The sequence below is a fragment of the Streptomyces sp. NPDC050564 genome (assembly GCF_044457265.1).
GTDB lineage: Bacteria > Actinomycetota > Actinomycetes > Streptomycetales > Streptomycetaceae > Streptomyces.
Window position 1 is genome coordinate 164,423 of record NZ_JBITGS010000011.1, and the last position, 24,270, is coordinate 188,692.

18 protein-coding genes are annotated in these 24,270 nt (G+C 71.5%); 9 read left to right on the forward strand and 9 right to left on the reverse strand.

All coding sequences use genetic code 11. The features are described 5' to 3' along the window. Window positions 1-34 precede the first annotated feature (34 nt). Window positions 35-1,588: a purple acid phosphatase family protein gene (locus ACIBK0_RS19460; protein WP_399081219.1), complete on the forward strand. Its 1,554-nt coding sequence runs from the start codon at window positions 35-37 to the stop codon at window positions 1,586-1,588. A gap of 112 nt (window positions 1,589-1,700) precedes the next feature. On the opposite strand, the gene ACIBK0_RS19465 is transcribed toward ACIBK0_RS19460, so the two are convergent. Together ACIBK0_RS19465 and ACIBK0_RS19470 are read right to left on the reverse strand one after the other, a co-directional pair. Next, entirely contained in the window at window positions 1,701-1,829 is a 129-nt protein-coding gene (locus ACIBK0_RS19465) for a hypothetical protein (RefSeq protein ID WP_362510650.1), read from the reverse strand. 204 nt (window positions 1,830-2,033) lie between these two features. Beyond that, the gene (locus tag ACIBK0_RS19470) at window positions 2,034-3,467 is read right to left on the reverse strand and encodes an MFS transporter (protein ID WP_399081221.1); all 1,434 of its coding nucleotides are present in this window, start codon (window positions 3,465-3,467) and stop codon (window positions 2,034-2,036) included. 66 nt (window positions 3,468-3,533) lie between these two features. Here ACIBK0_RS19470 and ACIBK0_RS19475 point away from each other — a divergent pair, with 66 nt between their 5' ends. Further along, on the forward strand, window positions 3,534-4,466 hold the full coding sequence (locus ACIBK0_RS19475; protein ID WP_399081223.1) for a LysR family transcriptional regulator: 933 nt from the start codon (window positions 3,534-3,536) through the stop codon (window positions 4,464-4,466). A gap of 7 nt (window positions 4,467-4,473) precedes the next feature. Here the strand turns inward: ACIBK0_RS19475 and ACIBK0_RS19480 are convergent, their stop codons facing one another. Continuing rightward, a complete protein-coding gene (locus ACIBK0_RS19480) occupies window positions 4,474-5,013 on the reverse strand; it encodes a GNAT family N-acetyltransferase (protein WP_399081225.1) in 540 nt (179 codons plus the stop codon). Window positions 5,014-5,165: 152 nt separating this feature from the next. Between ACIBK0_RS19480 and ACIBK0_RS19485 the strand changes: the two genes are divergently transcribed. The 3 genes from ACIBK0_RS19485 to ACIBK0_RS19495 all read left to right on the forward strand — a co-directional run bounded on the left by ACIBK0_RS19485 (window position 5,166) and on the right by ACIBK0_RS19495 (window position 8,394). Next, the gene (locus ACIBK0_RS19485) at window positions 5,166-7,124 is read left to right on the forward strand and encodes a glycoside hydrolase family 97 catalytic domain-containing protein (protein WP_399081227.1); all 1,959 of its coding nucleotides are present in this window, start codon (window positions 5,166-5,168) and stop codon (window positions 7,122-7,124) included. Between the two features lie 103 nt (window positions 7,125-7,227). Continuing rightward, window positions 7,228-8,112: an alpha/beta fold hydrolase gene (locus tag ACIBK0_RS19490; RefSeq protein WP_399081229.1), complete on the forward strand. Its 885-nt coding sequence runs from the start codon at window positions 7,228-7,230 to the stop codon at window positions 8,110-8,112. A 75-nt stretch (window positions 8,113-8,187) separates the two neighbouring features. Beyond that, entirely contained in the window at window positions 8,188-8,394 is a 207-nt protein-coding gene (locus ACIBK0_RS19495; RefSeq protein ID WP_399081231.1) for a DUF5988 family protein, read from the forward strand. Window positions 8,395-8,425: 31 nt separating this feature from the next. Here the strand turns inward: ACIBK0_RS19495 and ACIBK0_RS19500 are convergent, their stop codons facing one another. The 3 genes from ACIBK0_RS19500 to ACIBK0_RS19510 all read right to left on the reverse strand — a co-directional run bounded on the left by ACIBK0_RS19500 (window position 8,426) and on the right by ACIBK0_RS19510 (window position 11,973). Beyond that, window positions 8,426-9,289, reverse strand: coding sequence for an alpha/beta fold hydrolase (locus ACIBK0_RS19500; protein ID WP_399081233.1), 864 nt, complete (start codon window positions 9,287-9,289; stop codon window positions 8,426-8,428). A gap of 88 nt (window positions 9,290-9,377) precedes the next feature. Next, a complete protein-coding gene (gene pruA, locus ACIBK0_RS19505; RefSeq protein WP_399081236.1) occupies window positions 9,378-11,009 on the reverse strand; it encodes an L-glutamate gamma-semialdehyde dehydrogenase in 1,632 nt (543 codons plus the stop codon). A gap of 37 nt (window positions 11,010-11,046) precedes the next feature. After that, window positions 11,047-11,973, reverse strand: a complete 927-nt coding sequence (locus tag ACIBK0_RS19510) for a proline dehydrogenase family protein (RefSeq protein WP_399081238.1) — start codon at window positions 11,971-11,973, stop codon at window positions 11,047-11,049. Window positions 11,974-12,141: 168 nt separating this feature from the next. Between ACIBK0_RS19510 and ACIBK0_RS19515 the strand changes: the two genes are divergently transcribed. Then, window positions 12,142-13,455, forward strand: a complete 1,314-nt coding sequence (locus ACIBK0_RS19515) for a PucR family transcriptional regulator (protein WP_399081240.1) — start codon at window positions 12,142-12,144, stop codon at window positions 13,453-13,455. A gap of 527 nt (window positions 13,456-13,982) precedes the next feature. Here the strand turns inward: ACIBK0_RS19515 and ACIBK0_RS19520 are convergent. Beyond that, the gene (locus ACIBK0_RS19520; protein WP_399081242.1) at window positions 13,983-15,395 is read right to left on the reverse strand and encodes a PLP-dependent aminotransferase family protein; all 1,413 of its coding nucleotides are present in this window, start codon (window positions 15,393-15,395) and stop codon (window positions 13,983-13,985) included. A 47-nt stretch (window positions 15,396-15,442) separates the two neighbouring features. On the opposite strand from ACIBK0_RS19520, the gene ACIBK0_RS19525 reads away from it, so the two are divergent. Then, the gene (locus ACIBK0_RS19525) at window positions 15,443-16,597 is read left to right on the forward strand and encodes an MFS transporter (protein ID WP_399081244.1); all 1,155 of its coding nucleotides are present in this window, start codon (window positions 15,443-15,445) and stop codon (window positions 16,595-16,597) included. Between the two features lie 139 nt (window positions 16,598-16,736). Here ACIBK0_RS19525 and ACIBK0_RS19530 read toward each other — a convergent pair whose 3' ends face one another. Further along, window positions 16,737-17,354 (reverse strand): TetR/AcrR family transcriptional regulator, encoded by a 618-nt coding sequence (locus ACIBK0_RS19530; RefSeq protein ID WP_399081246.1) that lies wholly within the window; start codon window positions 17,352-17,354, stop codon window positions 16,737-16,739. A 110-nt stretch (window positions 17,355-17,464) separates the two neighbouring features. On the opposite strand from ACIBK0_RS19530, the gene ACIBK0_RS19535 reads away from it, so the two are divergent. Both ACIBK0_RS19535 and ACIBK0_RS19540 read left to right on the forward strand, forming a co-directional pair. Further along, window positions 17,465-19,033, forward strand: coding sequence for an MFS transporter (locus tag ACIBK0_RS19535; RefSeq protein ID WP_399081248.1), 1,569 nt, complete (start codon window positions 17,465-17,467; stop codon window positions 19,031-19,033). 342 nt (window positions 19,034-19,375) lie between these two features. Next, window positions 19,376-22,360 carry an ATP-binding protein gene (locus tag ACIBK0_RS19540; RefSeq protein WP_399081250.1) on the forward strand — a complete coding sequence of 995 codons (2,985 nt, stop codon included), beginning with the start codon at window positions 19,376-19,378 and terminating at the stop codon, window positions 22,358-22,360. A gap of 60 nt (window positions 22,361-22,420) precedes the next feature. On the opposite strand, the gene serA is transcribed toward ACIBK0_RS19540, so the two are convergent. Further along, window positions 22,421-24,010, reverse strand: a complete 1,590-nt coding sequence (gene serA, locus ACIBK0_RS19545; protein ID WP_399081253.1) for a phosphoglycerate dehydrogenase — start codon at window positions 24,008-24,010, stop codon at window positions 22,421-22,423. Between the last annotated feature and the right edge of the window lie 260 nt (window positions 24,011-24,270).

Sequence of the window (24,270 nt, forward strand, 5' to 3'; positions counted from 1 at the left end):
GCCGTTGTTGGGGCTTGCTGGGAAGTTTCCAGTCATGGACACCCCTGACGTCGGCATTCCCGAGCAGCTCGCGCGCGGTATGAGCATGGCGGAGCAGCACGAGTACCTGCGGACGAAGCTCACGCGTCGCCGCGCGCTGGTGACGGCGGGCGCGTTCGCGGGCGGCGGGCTGCTGGCCGGTTGCTCCTCGGGGACGGCGACGCGCACCTCCACCGCGACGGCGAGCCCCAGCCGCGTACCCGGCTCCGTCGTCGTGCCCTTCGGCCGCCACCTCGCCTTCGGCGCGGACCCCAAGACCCAGATGCGGATCTCCTGGCAGGTGCCGTTCGCGGTCAAGAAGCCCTACGTGCGTGTGGGGCTGACGCCCTGGGGGCTGAGCCGGAAGATCGAGGCCGAGGTCCGCGACCTGCACACGCCGGGGCTCGCGGGCCAGCGGTTCGCGCTGGACCAGTACTACCTGCACGCGGCGCTCGACGGCCTGCGCCCCGGAACGACGTACTACTACGGGGTCGGCCACGAGGGATTCGATCCCGCGTCCCGGGAGCGGCACTCCACGATCGGCTCTTTCCGTACGGCCCCCGCCGGCCCCGGGAAGTTCGTGTTCACCGCCTTCGGCGACCAGGGCGTCACCCCGGACGCACTCGCCAACGACAAGGTGCTCCTCGGCCGGCATCCGTCGTTCCATCTGCACGCCGGCGACATCTGCTACGCGGACTCGGTCGGCCTCGGCAAGGACTCCGACGTCTACGATCCCAGCGCCTGGGACCTGTTCCTCAAGCAGACCGAGTCGGTGGCGAAGTCGGTGCCGTGGATGGTGACGACCGGCAACCACGACATGGAGGCCTGGTACTCGCCGAACGGGTATGCGGGCCAGTCCGCACGCTGGACGCTCCCGGACAACGGCTTCGACGCGCGCAAGGCGCCGGGCGTCTACTCGTTCACGTACGGCAATGTCGGGATCGTGGCACTGGACGCGAACGACGTGTCGTACGAGATCCCCGCGAACAAGGGCTACACGGACGGCAAGCAGACGGCCTGGCTCGACAAGCGGCTCGGAGAACTGCGCAAGGCGGTCGATTTCATCGTCGTCTTCTTCCACCACTGCGCGTACTCGACATCGACGCACGCCTCCGACGGAGGCGTGCGGGACGCCTGGCTGCCGCTGTTCGCCAAGCACCAGGTGGACCTGGTGATCAACGGGCACAATCACGTGTACGAGCGCACCGACGCCATCAAGGGCGGCAAGGTGGGCAAGCAGGTGCCGGTCGGCGCGTCGACCGATCCGACGCGGGACGGGATCGTGTATGTCACGGCGGGCGGGGCGGGCAAGAGCCTGTACCGGTTCCCCGCCGGGGTGAAGGACAGCTACGAGGGGAAGGTCACGCACCGCGAGTCCATCGAGACCTTCCACTGGACGAAGTCGCAGCACCAGAAGCCGGACACCGTGGAGTGGTCGCGGGTGCGGTACACCGGCTTCTCCTTCCTCTCGGTGGAGGCGGAAGCGGGCACCTCACCCAGGCTCAAGGTGTCGGCACTGGCGCAGAGCGGCGAGCGCATCGACTACTTCGAGGTGCGGCGCGGCGGATGAGCCGCCGAGGCACGGCGCGCGGACTCAGCACTCCGAGGTGCGGCGCGGGGCACAGGCCTCGCGCCGCACCCCGTGCGGGTGCGGCTCCCGGTATGTGCGGTGGTGCGAGAGGTCAGTGACCCGTCGCGCCGCCGTTGTCCCTGCGGTCGAGGGCGCGCTGGAGTGCGGCGGCGGCGTTCTTGCGGTCGGACTCGCTCGTACGGGAGATGTGACGGACTCGGCGGACGGTCGTCTCGGCCATGATGAATCGACTCCTTGCCTCCGAGAGGCCCGGGAAGGGCTGCCGGAAGTGCGGTGAGGAATTTACGAGACGCCGGAAGGGGCGGGGAGCGGTGCCGCAGGGGTTGCCTGCCAGGGGCTCCGGCTCACGACCGCCATTCGCTGGGTCGAGCGAGACGTTCGGCTCCTACAAAACTAGGCGAGGAGCGGGCATCTGTCTCCACAATTACTCGGACTTCCTACTATCTGAGACGGTGGAATGGGGCACACGCCTCTGACCTGGGACGACCGTCCGAACGGCGTCACCCGCCGTCGGGTGCAGACGGAGGGCGCCCGCCGTCGGAAGAAGGCAGAGCACACCGAGCGCCACGAACGCGACGGCGTACGCCGAGCGCGGGCCGTCGGTCAGCGCCGCGCCCCCGCGCAGCGCGACCGTGACGATGGCGACGCCCAGGCCCGCGGCCAGTTGATGGGAGGTCGCGAGGAGCGCGTTGGCGTCGCGCAGCCTCTCCTGCGGAGTCTCGCTGAAGGCGATCGTCGCGTAGCCGCCGAGCCCGACCGAGCGGGCGACTCCGCCGAGCATCGCGACGACCGCGATCACCGCGACCGGAGTCGCCGCGGTGAACAGCGCACAGCTCGCGGTCGCGGCCGCGAGCCCCAGTGTGGAGACGATCAGCAGCGGCCGGAAACCGAACCGGTTGATCAGATACGTCGTCGCGGGCTTGATCCCGATGTTGCCGACGAAGACGAAGAGCACGACCGCGCCCGATTTCACCGCGCTCCAGGCGAAGACCTCCTGGAAGAGCAGCGGCAGCAGGAAGGGGATGGCGGAGACGACCGCCATGTAGAGCGAGCCGTCGAGCGCCGCGGCCCGGAAGGACGGGACGTCCAGGGTGCGGAGGTTGACCAGCGGGTGCGGGGTGCGGAGCAGATGGCCTGCGGCAGCCACGAGGGCGACGACGGCGATCACACCACTCACGGCCGCCTCCACCGGGGCGCTCCGGGCCTCCGAGACCAGGTGCGCGGTCCAGGTCAGCGCCGCGAGGCCGGTGCAGGTGAGCAGGACGCCGGTCACGTCGAGCGGCGGCGTCCGCCCCGGCGTGCCCGGCGCGATCAGGCGGCGCGCGACGAGGAGGGCGAGGGCGCCGAGGGGCACGTTCAGGAAGAAGATCCAGTGCCAGGAGGCGTATGTGGTGATCACGCCGCCGAGCAGGGGTGCGACGACCGGGGCGACGAGCCCGGGCCACACGATGCAGGCGACCGCGCGCGGCAGGTCCTGCTTGGCGGTGCCGGCGAGGACGACGAGGCGGCCGACCGGCACCATCATCGCGCCGCCGGCACCCTGCAGGACGCGCGTCCCGACGAGGACGCCGAGGTTCGGCGCGACGGCGCAGGCCAATGAGGCGAGGGTGAAGACCGCGATCGCGCCGAGGAAGACGCGACGCGGCCCGAAGCGGGCGGTGAGCCAGCCGGAGAGCGGGATGAGTACGGCGAGGGTGACGAGGTAGGCCGTGATGATCAGGCCCACGGAGGCAGGGGTGGTGTGCAGGTCGTGGGCCATCTGCGGGGCGGCCGTCGACACGATCGTGCCGTCCAGCATCTCCATGAAGAAGCAGCCCGCGACCAGGAGCGCGGTGCCGCGCCGGCGCGAATCCATCATGGGTCCAGATTCGGGGCGGTCATTGCTGCGCACAAGGTCCGATTACTTCATGCAGAATTGCGTCTCATGCAGCAGTCATCGGACGTGGCAGCACCTCTTCCGGACATGAACCTCCTCCCGGCCCTCGACGCCCTGCTCCGCGCAGGCAGCGTCGCGGGCGCGGCGGCCGAGCTGAACGTGTCCCCCTCGGCGATGAGCCGCACCCTCGGCCGGCTGCGCCGGGTGGTCGGCGACCCGCTCCTCGTACCGTCGGGCCGGGGCCTGACGCTCACGCCGCGCGCGCACGAGATGCAGCCCCGGGTGCAGGCGGCGCTGGCCGGCGCGATGGCGGCGCTGCGGCCGCCGCTCGAGGTGGAACTCGCCTCCCTGCAAAAGGAGTTCAGGATCCGCACCAACGACGGGGTCGCCATGTCGCTGGGCGCCCCGCTGCTGGAGCTGGCGGCCCGGGAGGCACCCGGTGTACGGCTGCGGCTGCTGCCCGAGGGCGACGAGGATCCGGCGGACCTGCGCACCCATGTCGACCTGGACGTGGGCGAGTTGCCGGACCCACTGCCGCACGATGTGCGCAGCGCGCCCCTGCACGAGCACCACTACGTGGCCGTCGCGCGCGCCGACGCCGGGTTCGCGCGCGGGCCGCTGACCGCCGTCCGGTTCGCCGCGCTGCCGCACATCACGGTGACCCGGCGCGGCCGCACGCACAGCGTGGTGGACGAACGCCTCGCCGAACTCGGCCTGCGCCGCGACATTCTGGCCACCGCGCCGACCTATGGCGCGGCCTGCTTCTTCGCCCTCCGCACGGACGCGCTGGCGCTGGTTCCATCAGAGGTCGCGACCGAGGCGTCCCGGGTGCTGCCGCTCGCGGTACTGGAGATTCCGCTGGACCTGCCGACGGTCGCGACGGGCCAGGCCTGGCACATTCGGGTGGACACCGATCCGGCGCATCGGTGGCTGCGGGGAGCGCTCGCCAGAGTGGCCGCCGCGACCGCCCCCGGTCGATGACGATCGCTCAGAGCACGTCGCCGTCACGCCAGTCGAAGACCAGCTCGTGCGCCGGGTCGAGGGGACCCGCCGACGTGGGGCGCACGAACGTGGTGCCCTCCTCCTCCGGCAGCCGCACGACGCCGTCCGGGCCGAGCACGTAGATCCGGCCCGGCCAGACCTGCCAGCCCCGGGCCGTGTACAGGGCGGCTCCCTGCTCGCTCGCGGAGAGCGCCCCGAGCCCGTACGCCCCCTCGACGATCCGCTCCAGCTCGGCCATCACCCGCCCACCGAGGCCCGTGCGGCGCGCATCGGCACGCACCCCGACCGCCTCCACGTATCCGACACGCAGCGAGCGGCCGCGGTGCAGGACGCGCCGTTGGATCACCGAGCCGTGGGCGGCAAGGCCGCGCTCGTCGTGCGCCAGGACGTGGATGCCGCCGAGCGCGTGCTCCCAGTCCTCGTCGCTGAAGTCCCCGTCGAAGGCGTCGTCCAGGAGGTCGCGGGCCGCGCGGAGTTCGGCGGGGGTGAGGTCCGCCGTGTGGGCGGTGCGCAGTCGGGTGGTCATCGGCCCAGTATTCACGGGGCCCCACTGATGCAGGAGCAGATCGAGCACATCCCGGATTGCTCCTACCTCTGATCCTGTGAGACACCTTGACAGCTCCACAGAGCCACTCCACCCTCGCAATCATCGGATGACTGCGAGAAGGAGGGTGCCATATGTCGGTCCAATTACGGGACCGCGCGGCCCAGTCACGGGCCCGCTCGGCCCCATTGCGTGCCCGCACCATCGTGTTGACGCTCTGCTCCGCCCTGCTCGCCACCGCCGCCACCGCGCTGCCGAGTCGCGCCGACGCCGCCGCGCCGGGCGGGCCGGCCTGGGAGGTGAGAGGACCCCACGGCTCCCCGACGGCGGTCGTGGCGCTCGATCCCGCCGACGGGCACGCGACGCTCGCGGTGAGACGTGACGGCGCAACGGTCCTGGAGCCCTCCCCGGTCGGACTGGTCACCGAACAGGCCGACTTCTCCCGGGGACTGACCTACGCCGGACGCTCCGACCGCACGGTCACCGAGCACTACACGAGCCCAACGGGCAAGTCCCGCAAGCGCGTGGCCCATATGACCGAGGCCCGTTTCCGCTTCCGCACGGCGGCCGGTGCCCGGCTCGATCTGGTGACCCGGGTCGCCCCGGACGGTGTCGCCTACCGCTACGTCCTGCCGGGGGCCCACGGCAACGTGCTCCGCGAGACCTCGGCCTTCACCCTCCCCGCCGGCTCGAACGCCCTCCTCGGCGGCTACCGCGCGGACAACGAACTCCGCTTCTCCCGCTACGACTCGGCCGCGACGGCTCCGGCGGGCGCGTACATGATGCAGGCGCTTTTCGGAACGCCCGGCGGTTACGCCCTGATCGCCGAGTCGGATGTCAACGGCAGCTACGCGGGCGCCCATCTGACGCACTCGGCGGACTCGTCGACGTACCACCTGAGCCTGTGGAACGACGAGCCGATCCAGACGTCCGGCACGCTCACCACCCCCTGGCGCGCGCTCGTCACCGGCGATCTCGCGACCGTCACCGAGTCGACCTTCGTGGACGACCTCGCCCCGGCGTCCCGCGTCCGCGACACCTCCTGGATCAAACCGGGCCCGGCCCTGTGGACCTGGCTGGCGGGCGGCAAGGAGGCGGGACAGAGTCTGGCGGCCCAGGAGAAGTACGTGGACTACGCGGCCGAGCGCGGCTGGCCGTACGAAGTCGTGGACGCGGGCTGGTACTTCAGGACCGACGCCTGGGACGTGGTCGATCCCGACTGGCAGACGAACAGCTGGATGCCGGAGCTGGTGCGCTACGCGGCGGCGAAAGGCGTCGGCATCCACGTGTGGCTGCACTACAGCCTGCTCACCGACCCGGCCGAGCGCGAGAAGTGGCTCGGGACGCTGGAGAGCTGGGGCGTCAAGGGCGTGAAGATCGACTTCATGGATTCGGAGTCCCAGGAGCGGATGCGCTGGTACGACGAGGTGCTGGAGTCCACCGCCCGTCACCACCTCATGGTGAACTTCCACGGCTCGACGATCCCCAAGGGCATTCAGCGCACCTGGCCGCAGGTCATGACGATGGAGGGCGTCGGAGGCGAGGAGAAGCGCACGAACACCCCGGAGCAACTGGCCTCGCTCCCCTTCACCCGCAATGTCATCGGCTCCATGGACTTCACACCGGGCGCCTTCCATCGCCCGTACCGCCCCAACGTGGCGTCGGACGCGGGTGAGTTGGGTCTGACGGTTCTCTACGAGTCGGGCATCCAGAACCTCTCCGGGACCCCCGAGTCGTACGACGCGCGCCCCGAGGCCCGCCGCTATCTGGAGCAGCTTCCCGCCCGCTGGGAGGAGAGCCGACTCCTCACCGGTGACCCGGGCCGCTCGGCGGCCCTGGCGCGACGCGCCGCCGACGGGCGCTGGTTCATCGGCGGCACGTTCACCGGCCCGGCCCGCACGGTCGACGTACCGATGCGCCTGGGCGCCGGCCGCTGGCTGGTGGAGACGGTGACGGACGGACCGTCGGGGCTGGTGCACGAGACGCATGCCGTACGCGGTGGCGACACCCTCGCCGTACCGGTGACGACGGACGGCGGCTTCGCGGCGATCGCCTGCCGCGCGCACGAGGGCCGTACGACCTGCGAGAACTGATCCGTCATCCACTAACCCCTGAAACTTGCTTGACTGGTTACAAGTGGACATGATGCACTACTGAAACCAGCAAAGAGAGTTTCAGGGGTTAGGGGAGCCGCTCATGAACGCGCACCGGATCCACCACCGCACGACCACCGTCCGCGGCCACGAGATCCACTACCGGGAGGCGGGGCCCGTGGATGCCCCGGTGCTGCTCCTGCTGCACGGCTTCCCGACCAGCTCGCACATGTTCCGGGACCTGATGCCGCTCCTCGCCGACCGGTACCGCCTGATCGCCCCCGACCACCTGGGATTCGGCCGCTCGGCGGCGCCCGCGGCCACCGAGTTCCCGTACTCCTTCGCCCGGCTGGCCGAGATCACCGGCGAGTTCACCGAGCGGCTCGGGCTGAAGGAGTACGCGCTCTACATCCAGGACTACGGCGCCCCGATCGGTCTGCGCCTCGCGCTCGCGCATCCCGAACGGGTGACGGCGATCATCACCCAGAACGGCAACGCGTACGAGGAAGGGCTGGGCGCCGAGGCCTGGGCGCCCGTCCTCGCGCTGATCGCCGCGCGCACGCCCGAGACCGAGGCGCCGGTCCGCGAGATCAGCAGCCCCGACGGCATCAAGTGGCAGTACCTGCACGGCGTCCCCGACCCCACGCTCGTCAGCCCCGAGGCCTACGAACACGACGCGGCCCTCATGGCCCGCCCCGGGCAGCCCGAGATCCAGCTCGACCTGATCTCCGACTACGGCTCCAACTTCGCCCTCTACCCGGCCTTCCACGAGTACTTCCGCGCCGGCCAGGTCCCCCTGCTGGCCGTCTGGGGCGCGCACGACGAGATCTTCGTGCCGGCGGGCGCCCTGGCCTTCCGGCGCGACCTGCCGCAGGCCGAGATCCACCTGCTGCCCACGGGGCACTTCGCCCTGGAGACGCACGCCGACCAGATCGCACGGCTCATGGGGGACTTCCTCGACCGGCACCTGACGACGGCCCACGGCTGAGCGTCGGATCGCCCACACGGCTGATCCTCCGCGCGGCATGCGGCATCGGGCTCCGGCAAGGGGAACGGTGACGTCATGAGCGACACGACCAAAGCACTGCTCGAGGGCGGCCCGGATGACCTGCCCGAACGGATCGTCCCGATCCCGCCCCCCGGAACGGATGTGAAGATCGAGTTGCGCAACGGATACGAACACTTCAGGGCGACCCCGCGGCAGGCGGACACACCGGAGGGCAGGCTGCCCGTGTACGAGTGGTGGGAGCGGACGGAGCTCCCCGGGTAATGCCACTCCGGGCCCGGCGAGGGACGGCTGATCACCGCATCGCCGCCGTCACCGCCTCCCGGAAGCCCTTCGGGTCCTCCACCCACGGCATGTGCCCGGCCTCCGGCAGGATCACCCGCCGTACCCGCGGCAGCGACCGCTCCAGCGAGTCGACCGCCGAGCGCGGCCGGATGTCCCGGGCGCCGTCGACGATCAGCACCGGCACGTCGAGCGTCGCGCAGGCGGCGGACAGCTCCGGCGTGCCCCAGATCCGCTTCCGTTCCTCGTTGAGGGCCTTGTTGCACGCGTCGTTGATCCCGAACCACGGGTCGGCCATGCGCCGGGCGTGGGCCGACGCCCGCTCCCGGTCCTCGAACTCGGTCGACCACTGGAGCACCGCCCGCTCCCGGTCCTCGTCCTCGGTCCGGTGCGGAAGGTCCGTCAACTCCTGCCAGCGGGCCCGCCGTTCAGGATCGTCCCGGAGCCGGGCGAGGAAGCGGACCACGAAGGCGGGGTACCAGTCGGCGTCCGGGCCGATGCCCGTACCGGAGACGTACACCAGCGCGCTCACCCGCCGCGGGTGGGCGAGCGCGTAGCTCAGCGCCAGCTGGGCGCCCCAGGAGTGGCCGAGCAGCGCCATCCGCTCCAGCCCGAAGTGCCGTCGTACGGCGTCCAGATCCGCGACGAAACGCTCGCTCGTCCAGGGGCCGGCGCACCGCTCGGACCGTCCGCACCCGCGCTGGTCCCAGCGGACGACCGGGGTCACGTCCGCCAGCAGCTCAGCCACGTCCGCGAACATGTCCCACAGGCCCGGCCCGCCATGGCACAGCACCAGCGGTGCCCCCGGACCCGACCTCGCCGCCCACAGGCGGCGCCCGTCATCGGCCTCAACCGTCTCGCTCTTCGCCCCGGTCATGGGGCAAGTCTGCCCGCGCGGACATGGAAACGGGCCGGGAAGCCTGCTCGGGGGGTCAGGCTTCCCGGCCCGGGTGTGCGGGGGCGTGTCAGCCCATGTGCGGGTACCCGTAGTCGGTCGGCGGGACCAGCGTCTCCTTGATGGCGCGGGTCAGCGTCCAGCGCATCAGGTTCTGCGGGGCGCCGGCCTTGTCGTTGGTGCCCGACGCGCGGCCACCGCCGAAGGGCTGCTGGCCGACGACGGCACCGGTCGACTTGTCGTTGATGTAGAAGTTGCCCGCCGCGTAGCGGAGCTTCTCCATCGTGTACGCCGCGGCCGCGCGATCGTTCGAGACGACCGAGCCCGTCAGCGCGTAGTCGGACGCCGACTCCATCTGGGTCAGCATCTCGTCGTAGTTCTCGTCCTCGTAGACGTGCACAGCGAGGAAGGGACCGAAGTACTCCGTCTTGAAGACCTCGTTCTCCGGGTCCGAGCACTCGACGACCGTCGGGCGCACGAAGTAGCCGACCGCGTCGTCGTACGAGCCGCCCGCGACGATCGTGCAGGACTCGTCGGCCTTCGCGCGGTCGATGGCGGCCTTGTTCTTGGCGAACGAGCGCTCGTCGATGACCGCGCCGATGAAGTTCGACAGGTCGGTGACGTCACCCATGGTCAGGTAGTCGACCTCGGCCGCGAACTCCTCCTTGAAGCCGGAGTTCCAGATGGAGGCCGGGATGTACGCACGGGAGGTGGCGGAGCACTTCTGGCCCTGATACTCGAAGGCACCGCGGGTCAGAGCGGTCTTGAGGACCGCGCGGTCGGCGCTGGGGTGCGCGACCAGGAAGTCCTTGCCGCCGGTCTCGCCGACGAGCCGCGGGTAGGAACGGTACTTCTCGATGTTGTTGCCGACCGTCTTCCACAGGTACTGGAAGGTCTTGGTCGAGCCGGTGAAGTGGATACCCGCGAGGTCGCGATGGACCAGGGCGACCTTGGAGACCTCGATGCCGTCGCCGGTGACGAGGTTGATGACGCCCTTGGGCAGGCCCGCCTCCTCCAGGAGCTGCATCAGCAGCACGGCGGCGTGGGTCTGCGTCGGGGACGGCTTCCACACGACCACGTTGCCCATCAGCGCGGGCGCGGTCGGCAGGTTGCCCGCGATCGCCGAGAAGTTGAACGGCGTGATCGCGTAGACGAAGCCCTCGAGCGGGCGGTGGTCGAGGCGGTTCCAGACGCCCGGCGAGTTGGCCGGGGGCTGCTCGGCGAGCAGGTCACGGGCGTACTTGACGTTGAAGCGCCAGAAGTCGACCAGCTCGCAGGGACAGTCGATCTCGGCCTGCTGGGCGGTCTTCGACTGGCCGAGCATGGTGGAGGCCGCGAGGGTCTCGCGCCACGGGCCCGACAGCAGCTCGGCGGCGCGCAGGATGATCGCGGCGCGGTCGTCGAAGGACATCGCGCGCCAGGCCGGGGCGGCGGCGAGGGCCGCGTCGATGGCGTCCTGGGCGTCCTGCTGGGTGGCGTGGGCGCCGGTGCCGATGACGGCCTTGTGGTTGTGCGGCTGCACGACCTCGAAGCGCTCACCGCCGCCGAGCCGCTTCTCGCCGCCGATGGTCATCGACAGCTCGATCGGGTTCTCGGCCAGCTCCTTGAGCTTGGCCTCCAGACGGGCGCGCTCGGGCGAGCCGGGGGCGTAGCCGTGCACCGGCTCGTTGACGGGGGTGGGGACCTGGGTCACAGCGTCCATGGTTTCCGTAACTCCTTTATGAGCGGGTGGTTCGGGCTCAGCCCTTGGTGAGGATCGAGCGGGCGAAGAAGAGGAGGTTGGCCGGCTTCTCCGCGAGTCGCCGCATGAAGTAGCCGTACCAGTCGGTGCCGTACGCGGTGTAGACCCGCATGCGGTGGCCCTCGGCGGCGAGCCGCAGGTGCTCCTCGCTGCGGATGCCGTACAGCATCTGGAACTCGTACTCGTCCAGCTTGCGCCCGGCCTGGCGCGCGAGCTCCTGCGCGATGGAGATCAGTCGCGGGTCGTGGGACCCGATCATCGGGTACCCCTCGCCCTCCATCAGGATCCGCAGGATGCGGACGTACGCCTTGTCGGTCTCGGCCTTCTGCTGGTAGGCGACATCGGCGGGCTCCTTGTAGGCGCCCTTCACCAGGCGTACGCGGCTGCCGCTCGCGGCGAGGCGGCGGGCGTCGGCCTCGGTGCGGAACAGGTAGGCCTGGATGACGCAGCCGGTCTGCGGGAAGTCCTTCCGCAGCTCCTCGTGGATGGCGAACATCGAGTCGAGGGTGGTGTGGTCCTCGGCGTCCAACGTGACGGTGGTGCCGATCGCGGCGGCGGCCTCGACGACCGGGCGGACATTGGCGAGGGCGAGCTCGTGACCGCCCTCCAGCGCCTGCCCGAACATCGACAGCTTGATGGACATCTCCGCCTTGGTGCCGAGGTCCAGGTCCTTGAGGTGCTCGATGAGCTCCAGGTACGCGTCCCGGGCGGCGAAGGCCTGCTCGCGGGTGGTGATGTCCTCGCCGACGACGTCGAGGGTGACCTCGAGCCCCTTGGCGACAGCGTCCTGGACGATCGGAATGACCTGGTCGACCGTCTCGCCGGCGATGAAGCGGGCGACCACCTGCTTGGTGCCGGGGGCCGCCGACACGAAGCGGCGCATCTTGTCGCTGCGCGACGCGGCGAGAATCACGGGACCCAGCACGGGGCACCTCCACGGAAAGAACGGACGGCCGCGGCCCCTGAAGAGACTTTTCGGGGACGGCACGGAGAACCACCGTGAAACCTAAGGATCCCTCCGATCGTCGACCATCGACAGCTGTCACGCATCCGTGCCCTGGATCTCAGACATCTGTATGAGGCGCCGTGGAATATGGGGCAGAATGCCCGTGTGACGGGCGATTTCAAGGCGGTCCGCGGGGCAGGCCGCGGTGAGTATCAGGAGCTGGTGGACGAGATCTCGGCGCTCCTCGGTGCCCCCGCGACGCTGGAGAACCGCGACTTCGAGCTGATCGCCTTCGGCGCCTACGACAGCGACAGCGACTTCGACGAGGCCTCCCTCGACCCCGTCCGCACCCGCTCGATCCTCACGCGCCGCTCCACGTCGGCGGTCCGGGCGTGGTTCGAGAGCTTCGGCATCGCCCGTGCGACGGGGCCGGTGCGCATTCCACCGACTCCCGAAGCCGGGGTGTACAGAGGGAGAATCTGCCTCCCGGTACGCCATCGGGGGGTCGTCCTCGGTTACGTATGGCTGCTGGCCGACGAGCCCGGGCCCACCGACACCCAGCTGACCGCCGCCATGGAGGTCGCCTCCCGCATCGGCGCCCTGCTCGCCGACGAGGCCCAGGCCGGCGCGGACCTCACCCGCGAGCTGCGCGCCGTGCTCACCGCCGAGCGCGGCTGGCAGCGCGACATGGCCGTCGCCGAACTGCGCACCGCCCTCGGCCCTCGCGGCGACGGACTGCACACCCTCGTCTGCGTCGCCCCCTGGGCCTCGGCCGATCCGGACGACGCCCCTTCCGCCCGTACGGTGCCGGGCGCGACGGCGCTGTGCACGGTGCCGTGGGGGGCAACCGGACAGAGCCTGGCGCTGCTCGTACGACTGCGCTCGGCGGACGTACTGACTCCGGCGCTGACGGCGGCTGCGCGGTTCGTGCGCAAGGCGGAGGGCGGGCGCGGGGTGGGTCGGCCCACGGGCGGCGGCACAGCGACAGGGAGCGAGCCGGGCGAGGCGACCGGATCCGTATCCGGCGGGGCGGCCGGCGGCGACCCCCGCCGTGCCGCGGCCGGGGTCGCCGCCGCCCGCGTCGGGCTCGCCGAGCTGGGCACGGCCTGGCAGGAGGCGTCCGCCGCCGCGCGCGCCGTACTGGCCGAGCCGCGCCTCGGCCCGGTCGCCGAGTGGGGGTCCATCGGGCCCTTCCGGCTCCTGACCTCCCTGCCTCCGGAGGCCGCCCAGGACCCTGCCGTGCGGGTCCTGCTGTCCCCCGCCCACCGCGAACTCGCACGCACCGCCGAGGTGTTCCTCGACTGCGCGGGCCAAGCCGGGCGCACGGCGGCGGAGTTGGGCATCCACCGCCAGACCCTCTACTACCGTCTCTCACGGGTCGAACAGCTCACCGGCCTCGACCTGGACGACGGCGAGGACCGGCTGTTGCTGCACATGGCGTTGAAGGGGGCGCGGCTCTAGTACCTGTCTTTCGGAGCACGCAGACTTCGGGTCACGGCGCCTCACCACTGCCGGTGTGCGGGGCTCGGTGCGTGCAACTGCAAGGCTGAGGAGGGAGTCGACGCGATGGGGTCCCCCCACGCGAGCGAAGCCGGGCGTGGGGGAGTCGGCGGCTGACAACAACGCCACAGATGCGCGTGCCGCGCCCCGCGGCCCAGGCGTCATCCGAAAGACAGGCCTCAGGCCCGTCCGGGGACAGGGAGTGTCTCCGGACCGGCCCGTCTCCAGCGATGGGGGCCGTCCGGCCGTCGAGGCCGCCGCCCCTCCTAGTGCCGCGTCAGCCAAGGTTCGCCCCGTCGCGACGCCCGGCACGCTCCCCCACTGCCTTAAGGGCGTGGGAGCTGCCCCCACTCGCCGCACCGGCCGAAAGCCCAAGTACATCCAGTACGAGGACTTCCGGCCGGCACTCCCCCAGCCTTCGGCCGGGGGACCCCCAGAGCACGCACCGGACGCCGCTCCTCAACGGGCAAACCTTGGCTGACGCGGCACTAGAAACACGGACCTGCGAGCAGGTCGCCGACCGCCGCGATGCCCTCCGCGATCGCACGCTCCCCCACATCCCCGAAACCCAGCACCAGTTGAACCGGCGTGGTCGCGTGCGTGGAGCGGCACGGGCTCATGCCGTACAGCCCGACGGACCGCTCCCGCGCCGCGATCACGACGGCCCGCTCGTCGGCGGGAGCGGCGAGGTGCGCGACGGCGTGGAACCCCGCGGCGAGGCCGGTGAGCCGGACCTCGGGGGCGTGCGCTGCGAGGGCGGAGACAAGGGCGGTACGCCTGGTCGCGTAGACGGTGCGCATGCGGCGCAGATGGCGGTCGTGGCGGCCGGACTCGATCAGCTTGGCGAGGGCGAGCTGATCGAGGGTCGGGGAGCCGCGGTCGCTGAGGCGCTTGGCCTCCGTGACGGGGCCGGTGAGCGCGGGCGGGCAGAGCAGCCAGCCGATGCGCAGCGCCGGGGCGAGGGACTTGCTGACGGTGCCGATGGAGATCACCCGGTCCGCGGCGAGCCCTTGCAGCGCGCCCACGGGCTCCCGGTCGTAACGGAACTCGGCGTCGTAGTCGTCCTCGATGACGTACGCGTCGTGCCGCACGGCCCACTCGATGAGGGCGAGCCGCCGCGCGGGCGCGAGGACGACTCCGGTGGGCCACTGGTGCGCGGGGGTGACGATGACGGCCCGTGCTCCGGTCGCGTCGAGCGCTCGTACGTCGATGCCGTCGTCGTCTACGGGTACGGGCACCGCGGTCAGGCCCGCGGCCTGCGCGGCGGCCGTAGCCGTGCCGGGCGCGCCCGGGTCCTCGTACGCCACGACCCGCACGCCGCCCCGGGCCAGACTGCGCAGCGCCAGCGCGAGGCCCTGTGCGTAACCGGAGCAGACGACGATCCGCTCGGGGTCGGCCGCCGCGGCACGCACCCGGCGCAGATACCCGGCCATGACCTCGCGCAGGACCGAACTCCCGCGCGGATCTCCATAGTCGAGGCCGGTCGTCGGCATGGCGCGGCCCGCCTCGCGCATCGCCCAGAGCCAGTCGGCGAGCGGGAAGCCGCCCAAGTCCGGTACGCCGTGCCGGAAGTCGGCGATCAGGCGCGGGGCCGCCGGGTGGGCGGAGGTGGGCGCGGGTGGCACATGGGCTCCCGCGGCGACCCGCGTGGCGGAGCCGACGCGTGTCACGAGGTATCCCTCCGCCTGGAGTTGGGCGTAGCAGTCCTGGACCAGTCCCCTCGACAGGCCGAGCGCGCGGGCGAGTTCGCGGGAGGAGGGGAGGCGTTCACCCGCGACCAGCCGACCGGTGCGTATCGCGTCGCGCACCTGTCGTTCCAGCTGCGCGCGAAGCTGCTCAGCGCTGCCCCGGTCGACGGACAGGAGCAGCTCGGGCGACAAACCGGCCCACTGCACAGGCATGGAATTGGAGCTTACCGGCAGTCCGGCAACGACCTAGCGTCGTTCCCATGACGACTGCCGCGACGACACAACCCCCTCTCCTCACCCGCCCCTTGTTGCTCCGCTTCGTAAGCATGATCGGCGCCTTGGTGAGCTTCTTCCTGCTCCTGTCGGTCGTCCCCCGCTATGCGACGGCGTCGGGCGCGGGCCTGGCCACCGGCGCGCTGATGCTCTCGACGGTCCTCGGCGAACTGGCCGCTCCCCGCTTCGTCGCGCGCTACGGATACCGCGTCGCGCTGATCGCGGGCCTCGCCCTGCTCGGCGCACCCGCACTCGTCTTGACCGCCTCCCGCGACATGGCATGGATCGTGGCGGTCTGCCTGGTCCGCGGCCTGGGCTTCGCGCTCACGCTCGTGGCGGGCGGCGCGCTCACCGCGTCGCTCATTCCCGACGGGCGCCGGGGCGAGGGCCTGGCGCTGGTGGGCGTCGTCTCCGGCGTACCGTCCCTGATCGCCCTGCCGCTGGGTGTGTGGCTCGCCTCGCACGTGGGCTGTACGCCCGTCGCGGTGACCGCGGGCGTGGCCGCGCTGGCCGCGATCGCCTCCGTGCCCGGCCTGCCGGACCGGGAGGCGACGGCCGAGAAGCCGGTGGGCATGGTGGCCGGGCTGCGGACCGCCGCCCTGACCCGCCCCGCCGCCGTCTTCGCGACCACTGCCCTCGCGACCGGGATCATCGTCACGTTCCTGCCGCTCGCCGTCCCCACCGCGTACACCGGCGTCGTGGCGGTGGCCCTCTTCATCCAGTCCGCCGCGTCGACCGCCGCCCGCTGGCTGGCGGGCAGGTACAGCGACCGACACGACCCGGCGCGACCCGTGCTGCCCGGTCTGGTCCTCTCCTCCTCCGGCATGCTGATCACGGCCCTGACCGGCAGTCCGGTCGCCGTCCTCGCCGGAGTGACCGTCTTCGGCATCGGCTTCGGCATCACCCAGAACGCCACGCTGACCCTGATGTACGCGAGGGTCGGGGCCTCCGGCTACGGCACCGTCAGCGCGCTGTGGAACCTCGCGTACGACGGCGGCATGGGCGTCGGCGCGGTCGGCTTCGGCGCGCTGGCCGGACGGACTGGCTATGCGCCGGCGTTCGCCGTCACGGCCGTACTGATGCTGGTGGCTCTGATCCCGGCGCTCCGGGACCGGCGGACGAGCGCCACGACGAAGGACTGACGAGCACCACGGGTGGCCGACCCGCAGGAAGACCTCGGCCCCGGCTGCCTGTTCGTCTGTCACGACCGCGCGGCCGTACGCCACTTCACGAACCGCGCGATCGAGATGCGCGAGGGCGGACTCGTACCGGCCCGACGCCTCAGCCCTGCTCCTGCCTCTTGTCCTGCTTCTTCGCCTCCGCGGCACCGGCCGCGTCGATCACCCTCCGCAACCCCTCCGTAAGGTCATCGGCAGTGGACGCACTCGCCGGGTCGAAGAGCCACTGCACCATCAGACCGTTGAGCAGCGCCTGGTAGAAGCCGCCGAGCGACTGCACGGTCCGCTCGTCGAGCGTCTCCTCGTCCAGGCCCGTCATCATCGCGACGAGCCCGGACCGCCCCTCGATCTGGGCCTTCGCCATCAGATCCCGGAGCTGCGGCACCCGGTCCCCCTGCGTGGCGATCTCCATGCTCGCGGCCCACAGGGGTCGGAAGTCGTCGAAGGACTCCAGCAGCCGCGTCCACACGCTGTGGAACCGCTCGAGGGAGCCTCCGCGCTCGGCTTCGAGCGCCGAGGCCGGGGCGAACTTCTCTCCCCACTCCTGAATCAGCTCCACGAAGGCCTGCGTCAGCAGCGCGTCCTTCGATCCGTAGTGGTAGCCGATGGACGCCAGGTTCGTCCCCGACTCCTTGACGATGTCGCGCGCCGTCGTGCGCACGAACCCCTTCTCCAGCAGGCAGCGTTTGGCGCCTTCGAGCAGATCCTCACGGTGTCCCATGCGGACCAGCGTACCCGCGATCCATACAGTCGTCCCATACTGACGTCCAAAACAGCCGTCTTAAACGCTCGTACTAGACAAGCGTTTAAGACGTGCGTACAGTCGCTGCCATGACGCACTCGACGAGCACAACTCCCGCACCCGGTACACCGGATGGCCCCGCCGCCCTCGCCGGCCGTCGCGAATGGACCGCCCTCGGCGTTCTGATGCTTCCGCTGCTCCTGGTCTCGATGGACGTCTCGGTCCTCTACTTCGCGATCCCCTCGATCAGCGCGGACCTGGAGCCCAGCGGCACCCAGCAGCTGTGGATCTTCGACATCTACGCGTTCGTGCTCGCCGGGCTGCTGATGACGATGGGCTCGCTCGGCGACCGCATCGGCCGCCGCAGGCTCCTCCTCTTCGGCGCCGCCGCCTTCGGCACCGCCTCGGTGATCGCCGCGTACGCCAACAGCCCCGAGACCCTGATCGCCGCCCGCGCACTCCTCGGGATCGGCGGCGCGACCCTGATGCCGTCGACGATGGCGATCATCCGCACGATGTTCACGGACTCCGGCCAGCGCGCGAAGGCGATCGGCATCTGGTCCGGCGTCATGACCGGCGGCGTCGCGCTCGGTTCGGTGATGAGCGGTGTCCTCGTCGAGTACTTCTGGTGGGGCTCGGTCTTCCTGGTCAACCTGCCCGCGATGGTGCTGCTGCTGGTCCTCGGCCCGATCATGCTCCCGGAGTCCAAGAACCCGGAGCCCGGCCGCTTCGACCTGCTCAGCGTGCCGCTGTCGATGGCGGCGGTCCTGCCCGTCATCTACGGCATCAAGGAAATCCCGTCCGAGGGCTGGAAGTTCGAGTACGTCGTCTCGGTCCTCGTCGGTCTGGTCTTCACCGCGCTCTTCGTCCACCGCCAGCGCACCGCGAAGTCCCCGCTGATCTCCCCGGCCCTGTTCCGCGGCCGCGGTTTCGCGCCGGCCGTCGTCCTCAACCTGATCTCCAACTTCGGGATGATGGGCTCGGCGTACTTCACCACCCAGTACCTGCAGTCCGTGCTCGGCAAGAGCTCCATGGAGGCCGCGCTGTGGGCGCTTCTCCCCACGATCCTGGTCGGCGTCGCGGCCCCGGTCGCCGCACAGCTCGTCCAGAAGGGCGTGCACCGCGCCCACGTCGTCTCCGGCGGCTTCGTCACCGCCGCCTGCGGCTACGGGCTGCTGACCCTCGCCGGTACCGACTCGATGTGGCTCGTCCTCGCCGGTGCCGGTGTCCTCGCCGCCGGAATCGTCACCGTGATGTCGCAGATGATGGACCTCGCCCTCGGCACCGTCCCCGTCGGCAACGCGGGCGCCGCCTCCTCCCTCCTGGAGACCGGCGCGGAGTTCGGCGGCGCGCTGGGCATGGCCGTCCTCGGCTCCATCGGCACGGCGGTCTACCGCCACGAGATCCCGGCCGGCGCTCCGGCCCCGGCCCACGAGACCCTGGGCGGCGCACTGGCCGTGGCCCGACACCTGCCGGGCGACGCGGGGCAGGCCCTGACGACGGCCGCGCGAGAGGCCTTCACCAGCGGGATGCAGGCCGCGGCGATCGCGGGGGCGGTGCTGCTGCTGGGAGCGGCGGCGCTCGCCACGGCGACGCTGCGCAAGGTGCAGGTGCCCGAGGCCGCGGAGACCGCGGAGACCGCGGAGTCGCTCGCCTGAGGGCCCGCTGCTGGGACGGGGCCGGGGGTTTCCCCGGCCCCGTCCGGCGTTTCCTCCTGGCAGGCGCCGTAGGGGATTTCGCCCCCTCCGCCCCTACCCGTCCCGTACCTGGGGGCTCCGCCCCCAGACCCCCGTATCGCGCTGACGCGCTCGCCCTCAAACGCCGGACGGGCTGAAGATCTCCAGCCCCGGCCGGCGAAGATTCAGCCCCTCCGGCGTTTGAGGAGCGGGAGTTTGGGGGCGGAAGCCCCAAGTGACGGGAATGGGTAGGGGCGGAGGGGGCGAAAACCGTCGTGTGGGCCGCACAGCGCGACCGTACGGGTGTCAGTTCCGCGTGCCAGGATGGTCCCCGTGGCACAGACATTCGGTACGCCGTTCATCGGGCGAGAGCACGAACTCGCCCGGCTCACCGGCGTGCTGGAGCGGGCGAAGCACGGCGACCCCCGCGCCGTACTGGTGGCGGGCGACGCCGGCGTCGGCAAGACCCGCACGCTGACAGAAGCCGCGACCCACGCCGCAGCCACCGGCATGACCGTCCTCACCGGCCACTGTGTGGACCTGGGCGACGTGGGCCTGCCGTACCTGCCGTTCACGGAGATCCTCGGCGTACTGGCCGCGGACGACAGGTTCGCCCCCGCTTTCGCCGCGCACCCGGCGGTGGACCGCCTGCTGAGCACCGGATCCGGCACCGGCACCGCGCCCGACCCGGGCAGCCGCCTGCAGCTCTTCGAGGGCCTGGCCGGTCTCCTCGCCGACCTCGCCGACATCGCCCCGCTCCTGCTGATCCTCGAAGACCTGCACTGGGCGGACCAGTCCTCCCGGGACCTCCTCCGCTTCCTGCTCAGCCGCGGGCTCCTCCAGCGCCCGAGACCCGGCGCCCCCGCCCACCGCCTGGCCGTCTTCGCCTCGTACCGCGCGGACGATCTGCACCGCCGCCATCCCCTGCGCCCACTGCTCGCCGAGCTGATCCGGCTGCCCGCCGTCGACCGCGTGGAACTGCGGCCGATGGCCGACGCCGAAGTGGCCCGTCTCGTCCGGGCGCTGCGGACGGACTCCCTGTCGGACACCACGGTCCGCCGTATCGTCGACCGGGCCGAGGGCAACGCCTTCTACGCGGAAGAGCTGCTCGCCGCGCTGCCGGGCGACTTCGACCCGGCGTCGCCCGCCATGCCGAGCGGGCTGGCCGACGTACTCCTCATCCGGATCGAGCAGCTCTCCGAGACCGCCCAGCAGGTGCTGCGCACGGCCGCCGTCGCCGGGCGCCGTGTCGAGCACGACCTGCTGCGGGACGCCGTACAACTGCCGGAGGACGAGCTGGAGTCGGCGCTGCGCGAGGCGGTCGGCCGGCAGCTGCTGGTCCCCGGCGAGGACGCCACGTACTCGTTCCGGCACGCCCTCACCCGCGAGGCCGTGTACGCCGATCTACTGCCCGGCGAGCGCGTCCGGCTGCACGGGGCGTTCGCCAAACTGCTGGCGGGCCACGGCCGTTCCGCAGAGAGCGCGGCGGAGCGGGCCCATCACTCACGGGAGAGTCACGACCTCGCCGACGCGCTCACGGCCTCGCTCGAAGCCGCCGACCACGCCCAGCGAGTCGGCGCGCCGGCGGAAGAGCTGCACCATCTGGAGACCGCACTCGAACTGTGGACCACGGTGGACGCTACCGCCCGCCCCCAGGACGGCGACTCGGTGACCCTCACGCTGCGCGCCTCCGCGGCCGCCGCACGCGCGGGCGAGGCGCACCGAGCGGTCCACCTCACCCGCGCCGCCCTCGCCAGGGCCGGTTCGGACGCCGACTCGGAACTCGCCGCCCGCGTCCGCTACACACTCGCGGGCAATCTGATACGCATCGACAGCCTGAAGGCCGCGTTCACATACAGCAGCGAGGCGCTCGCCATGATCCCCGCCGAGCCCGCGTCGTACACCTGGGTGTGGGCGGCGGCGACCCACGTCATGGCAGCGCGATACGTGGGGCACGACGAGGACGCCGAGCGGGTCGCCCGCCAGGCGCTGCGCACCGCAGAAGAACTCGAACTCGCCGATGCCCAGGCTGACTTGATAATCTCGCTGGTGGGTCTGGAGGCGCACAACCGGCGTACGCCTCAGGGCCGGGACCGACTCCGGCAGGCCCGCGAGCTGGCCCGGAGCGCCGGCAACATCCCGGTCGAGATGCGCGCGCTCTACAACCTCGCCATCGGGTGTTACGAATCCGGCGACCTCGACGAGTGTCTGACCTCGCTCACCGACGGCCTGGACCGAGCCCGCCGCGCCGGTCTCCTCTCCTCGCCGTACGCACTGGAGCTGCGCTACCTCCAGTCCCTGGTGCTCTACACGCTGGGCCGCTGGGACGAGTGCGCGCGAGCGGCCGCCGCGGATGCCGGACGGCTGCCCGCGGCGGGCGGGTTCGCGACCGGTCCCGCGCTGTACGTCGCCCTGGCGCGCGGCGATCAGGAGACGGCCGTCGCAGGGGCTCGAGCGCTGCTCGACGGGCCCTTCGACTGGATGGCGACCCTCGTCGCGAACATCGTCCTGACCGATGCCGCGGCACTGCGGGGCGACGCGCAGGCGGCCGTCGAGCGGGTGCACAGCGCACTCGAAGCCCTCACGGACACCACGGGCGCCGAGCGGCCCGACGTAGGTGTGCGGCTGGCGGCGCTGGCCCTGGCCGCTGTCGCCGACGCGGCCGAGGAGGCACGGCTGTCCGGTGACCCGGTGGGGGCCCGCCGTTGGACGGACACCGCGACCGAGTTGGTGGAGCTGGCCAGGACCACGGCGGCCAGGGGCGAGGACGGTACCGAGCAGGGCCCCGAAGGCCGGGCCTGGCTCGCCCGCGCCGAGGCGGAGTGGAGCCGTGCCCGCACCGGGCCGGACGTCGCGGCCTGGGAGAAGGCCGTCGCCGCGTTCGGCTACGGCGATCCGTACGAGCTGGCGCGCTGCGGACGGCGGCTCGCGGAAGCCCTGGTGACGGCCGGTCGCCGCGAGGAGGCCGCCGAGCACGCGCGCACGGCCCGTGACACCGCCGTCCGCCTCGGCACCGTACCGCTGCGAGAGGACCTGGAGGCCCTCATCCGTCGCGGCCGCCTCGCCGAGTCACCGTCCGCCGAGAACCGCATCGCCGTACTGACCGCCCGCGAGAGCGACGTCCTGCGGCTGCTCGCCCGCGGGCGCACCAACCGCCAGATCGGCGAGGAGCTGTTCATCAGCGGCAAGACGGCCAGCGTCCACGTCTCCAACATCCTCGCCAAGCTCAGCGCCGCCAGCCGCACGGAGGCGGTGGCCATCGCCTACCGCGAGGGCCTGATCGCGCCGGAGACGACGACGTCCGGCTGACCCGGTCATACGACAGAGGGCCGGACCACCCGATGGTGGTCCGGCCCTCTGCGGCGAATGTCAGACGAGGTTCACCGAACGCGCCGAGGTCGCGCCGATCTCCTCGGCGAGCTCGGAGAGGACGGCCTGCGAGACCGTGTCGTCGACGGTGAGGACCGCGAGGGCCTCGCCGCCGACGGCCGCGCGGGCGACCTGCATGCCGGCGATGTTGATGCCCGCCTCGCCGAGGATGCGGCCGACGGTGCCGACGACGCCGGGACGGTCCTCGTAGCGGAGCACGACCATGTGGTCGGCGAGCGCGAGGTCCACGTCGTAGTCACCCACGGCGACGATCTTCTGCAGGTGCTTCGGGCCCGCGAGCGTGCCGGAGACCGACACCTCCTCGCCGTTGCCGAGCGTGCCGCGCACGGTGACCACGTTGCGGTGGTCGGGGGACTCCGAGCTGGTCGTCAGGCGGACCTCGACGCCGCGCTCCTGCGCGAACAGCGGGGCGTTGACGTACGACACGGTCTCGTCGACGACGTCCTCGAACACGCCCTTGAGCGCGGAGAGTTCGAGCACCTTCACGTCGTGCTGGGTGATCTCGCCGTACACCTCGACGTCGAGGCGGACCGCGACCTCGCCCGCGAGGGCGGTGAAGATGCGGCCGAGGCGCTCGGCGAGCGGCAGACCCGGCTTGACGTCCTCGGCGATGACTCCGCCCTGGACGTTCACCGCGTCGGGCACCAGCTCACCGGCGAGGGCGAGGCGCACCGAGCGGGCGACGGCGATGCCGGCCTTCTCCTGCGCCTCGTCCGTGGAGGCACCGAGGTGCGGGGTGCAGACGACCTCGTCGAGCTCGAAGAGCGGAGAGTCCGTGCAGGGCTCCTTCGCGTACACGTCGAGGCCGGCGCCGGCGACGCGGCCCTCCTTGAGCGCCGAGTACAGCGCCTCCTCGTCGACGATCCCGCCGCGCGCGGCGTTGACGATGCGCACCGACGGCTTGACCTTGTGCAGCGCCTCGTCACCGATGAGACCGAGGGTCTCGGGGGTCTTGGGCAGGTGCACGGTGATGAAGTCGGAGACCTCGAGCAGCTCGTCGAGGGTCAGCACCTTGACGCCCATCTGCGCGGCCCGGGCAGGCTGGACGTAGGGGTCGTACGCGACGACCTTCATGCCGAACGCGGACATGCGCTGGGCGACCAGCGCACCGATGCGGCCGAGGCCGACGACACCGAGGGTCTTCTCGGCAAGCTCGACACCGGTGTACTTGCTGCGCTTCCACTCGCCGTTCTTCAGCGCCGAGTTGGCCTGCGGGATGTTGCGCGCGGTGGCGAGGAGGAGACCGCAGGCCAGCTCGGCCGCGGTCACGATGTTCGAGGTGGGGGCGTTGACGACCATCACGCCGGCCTTGGTGGCGGCGGAGACGTCGACATTGTCCAGGCCGACACCGGCTCGTGCGACGACCTTCAGCTTCTTGGCGGCCGCGACGGCCTCGGCGTCGACCTTGGTGGCCGAGCGGATCAGGATCGCGTCGACGTCTGCGATCGCGGGCAGCAGCTCGGCGCGGTCCGCGCCGTTCGCGTGCCGGATCTCGAAGTCCGGGCCCAGGGCGTCGACGGTCGCGGGCGACAGCTCTTCAGCGATGAGTACGACAGGTTTCGAGCTCACGTGAGTCCTCACAAGTCCAATGCGGACGGCCGTCCCGACGGCCGCAGGCGGTGGAGGTTGGCTAGCCGCGTGGAAGACGCACGACGCTGTGGGCCTGACGCGTATGTTGTGCAGCAGTGTAGTGGCGTCGCGGTGGTCGTCTTACGCCGCTGCGGAAGGATCACCCGTCCGTGGCTGGACGGGATGGACAACGCCGCGCTTCGGGCGTTACCCGGGGTTCGACGAAGGGGCCGGAGCGTCACGCCCCGGCCCCCCGTCGT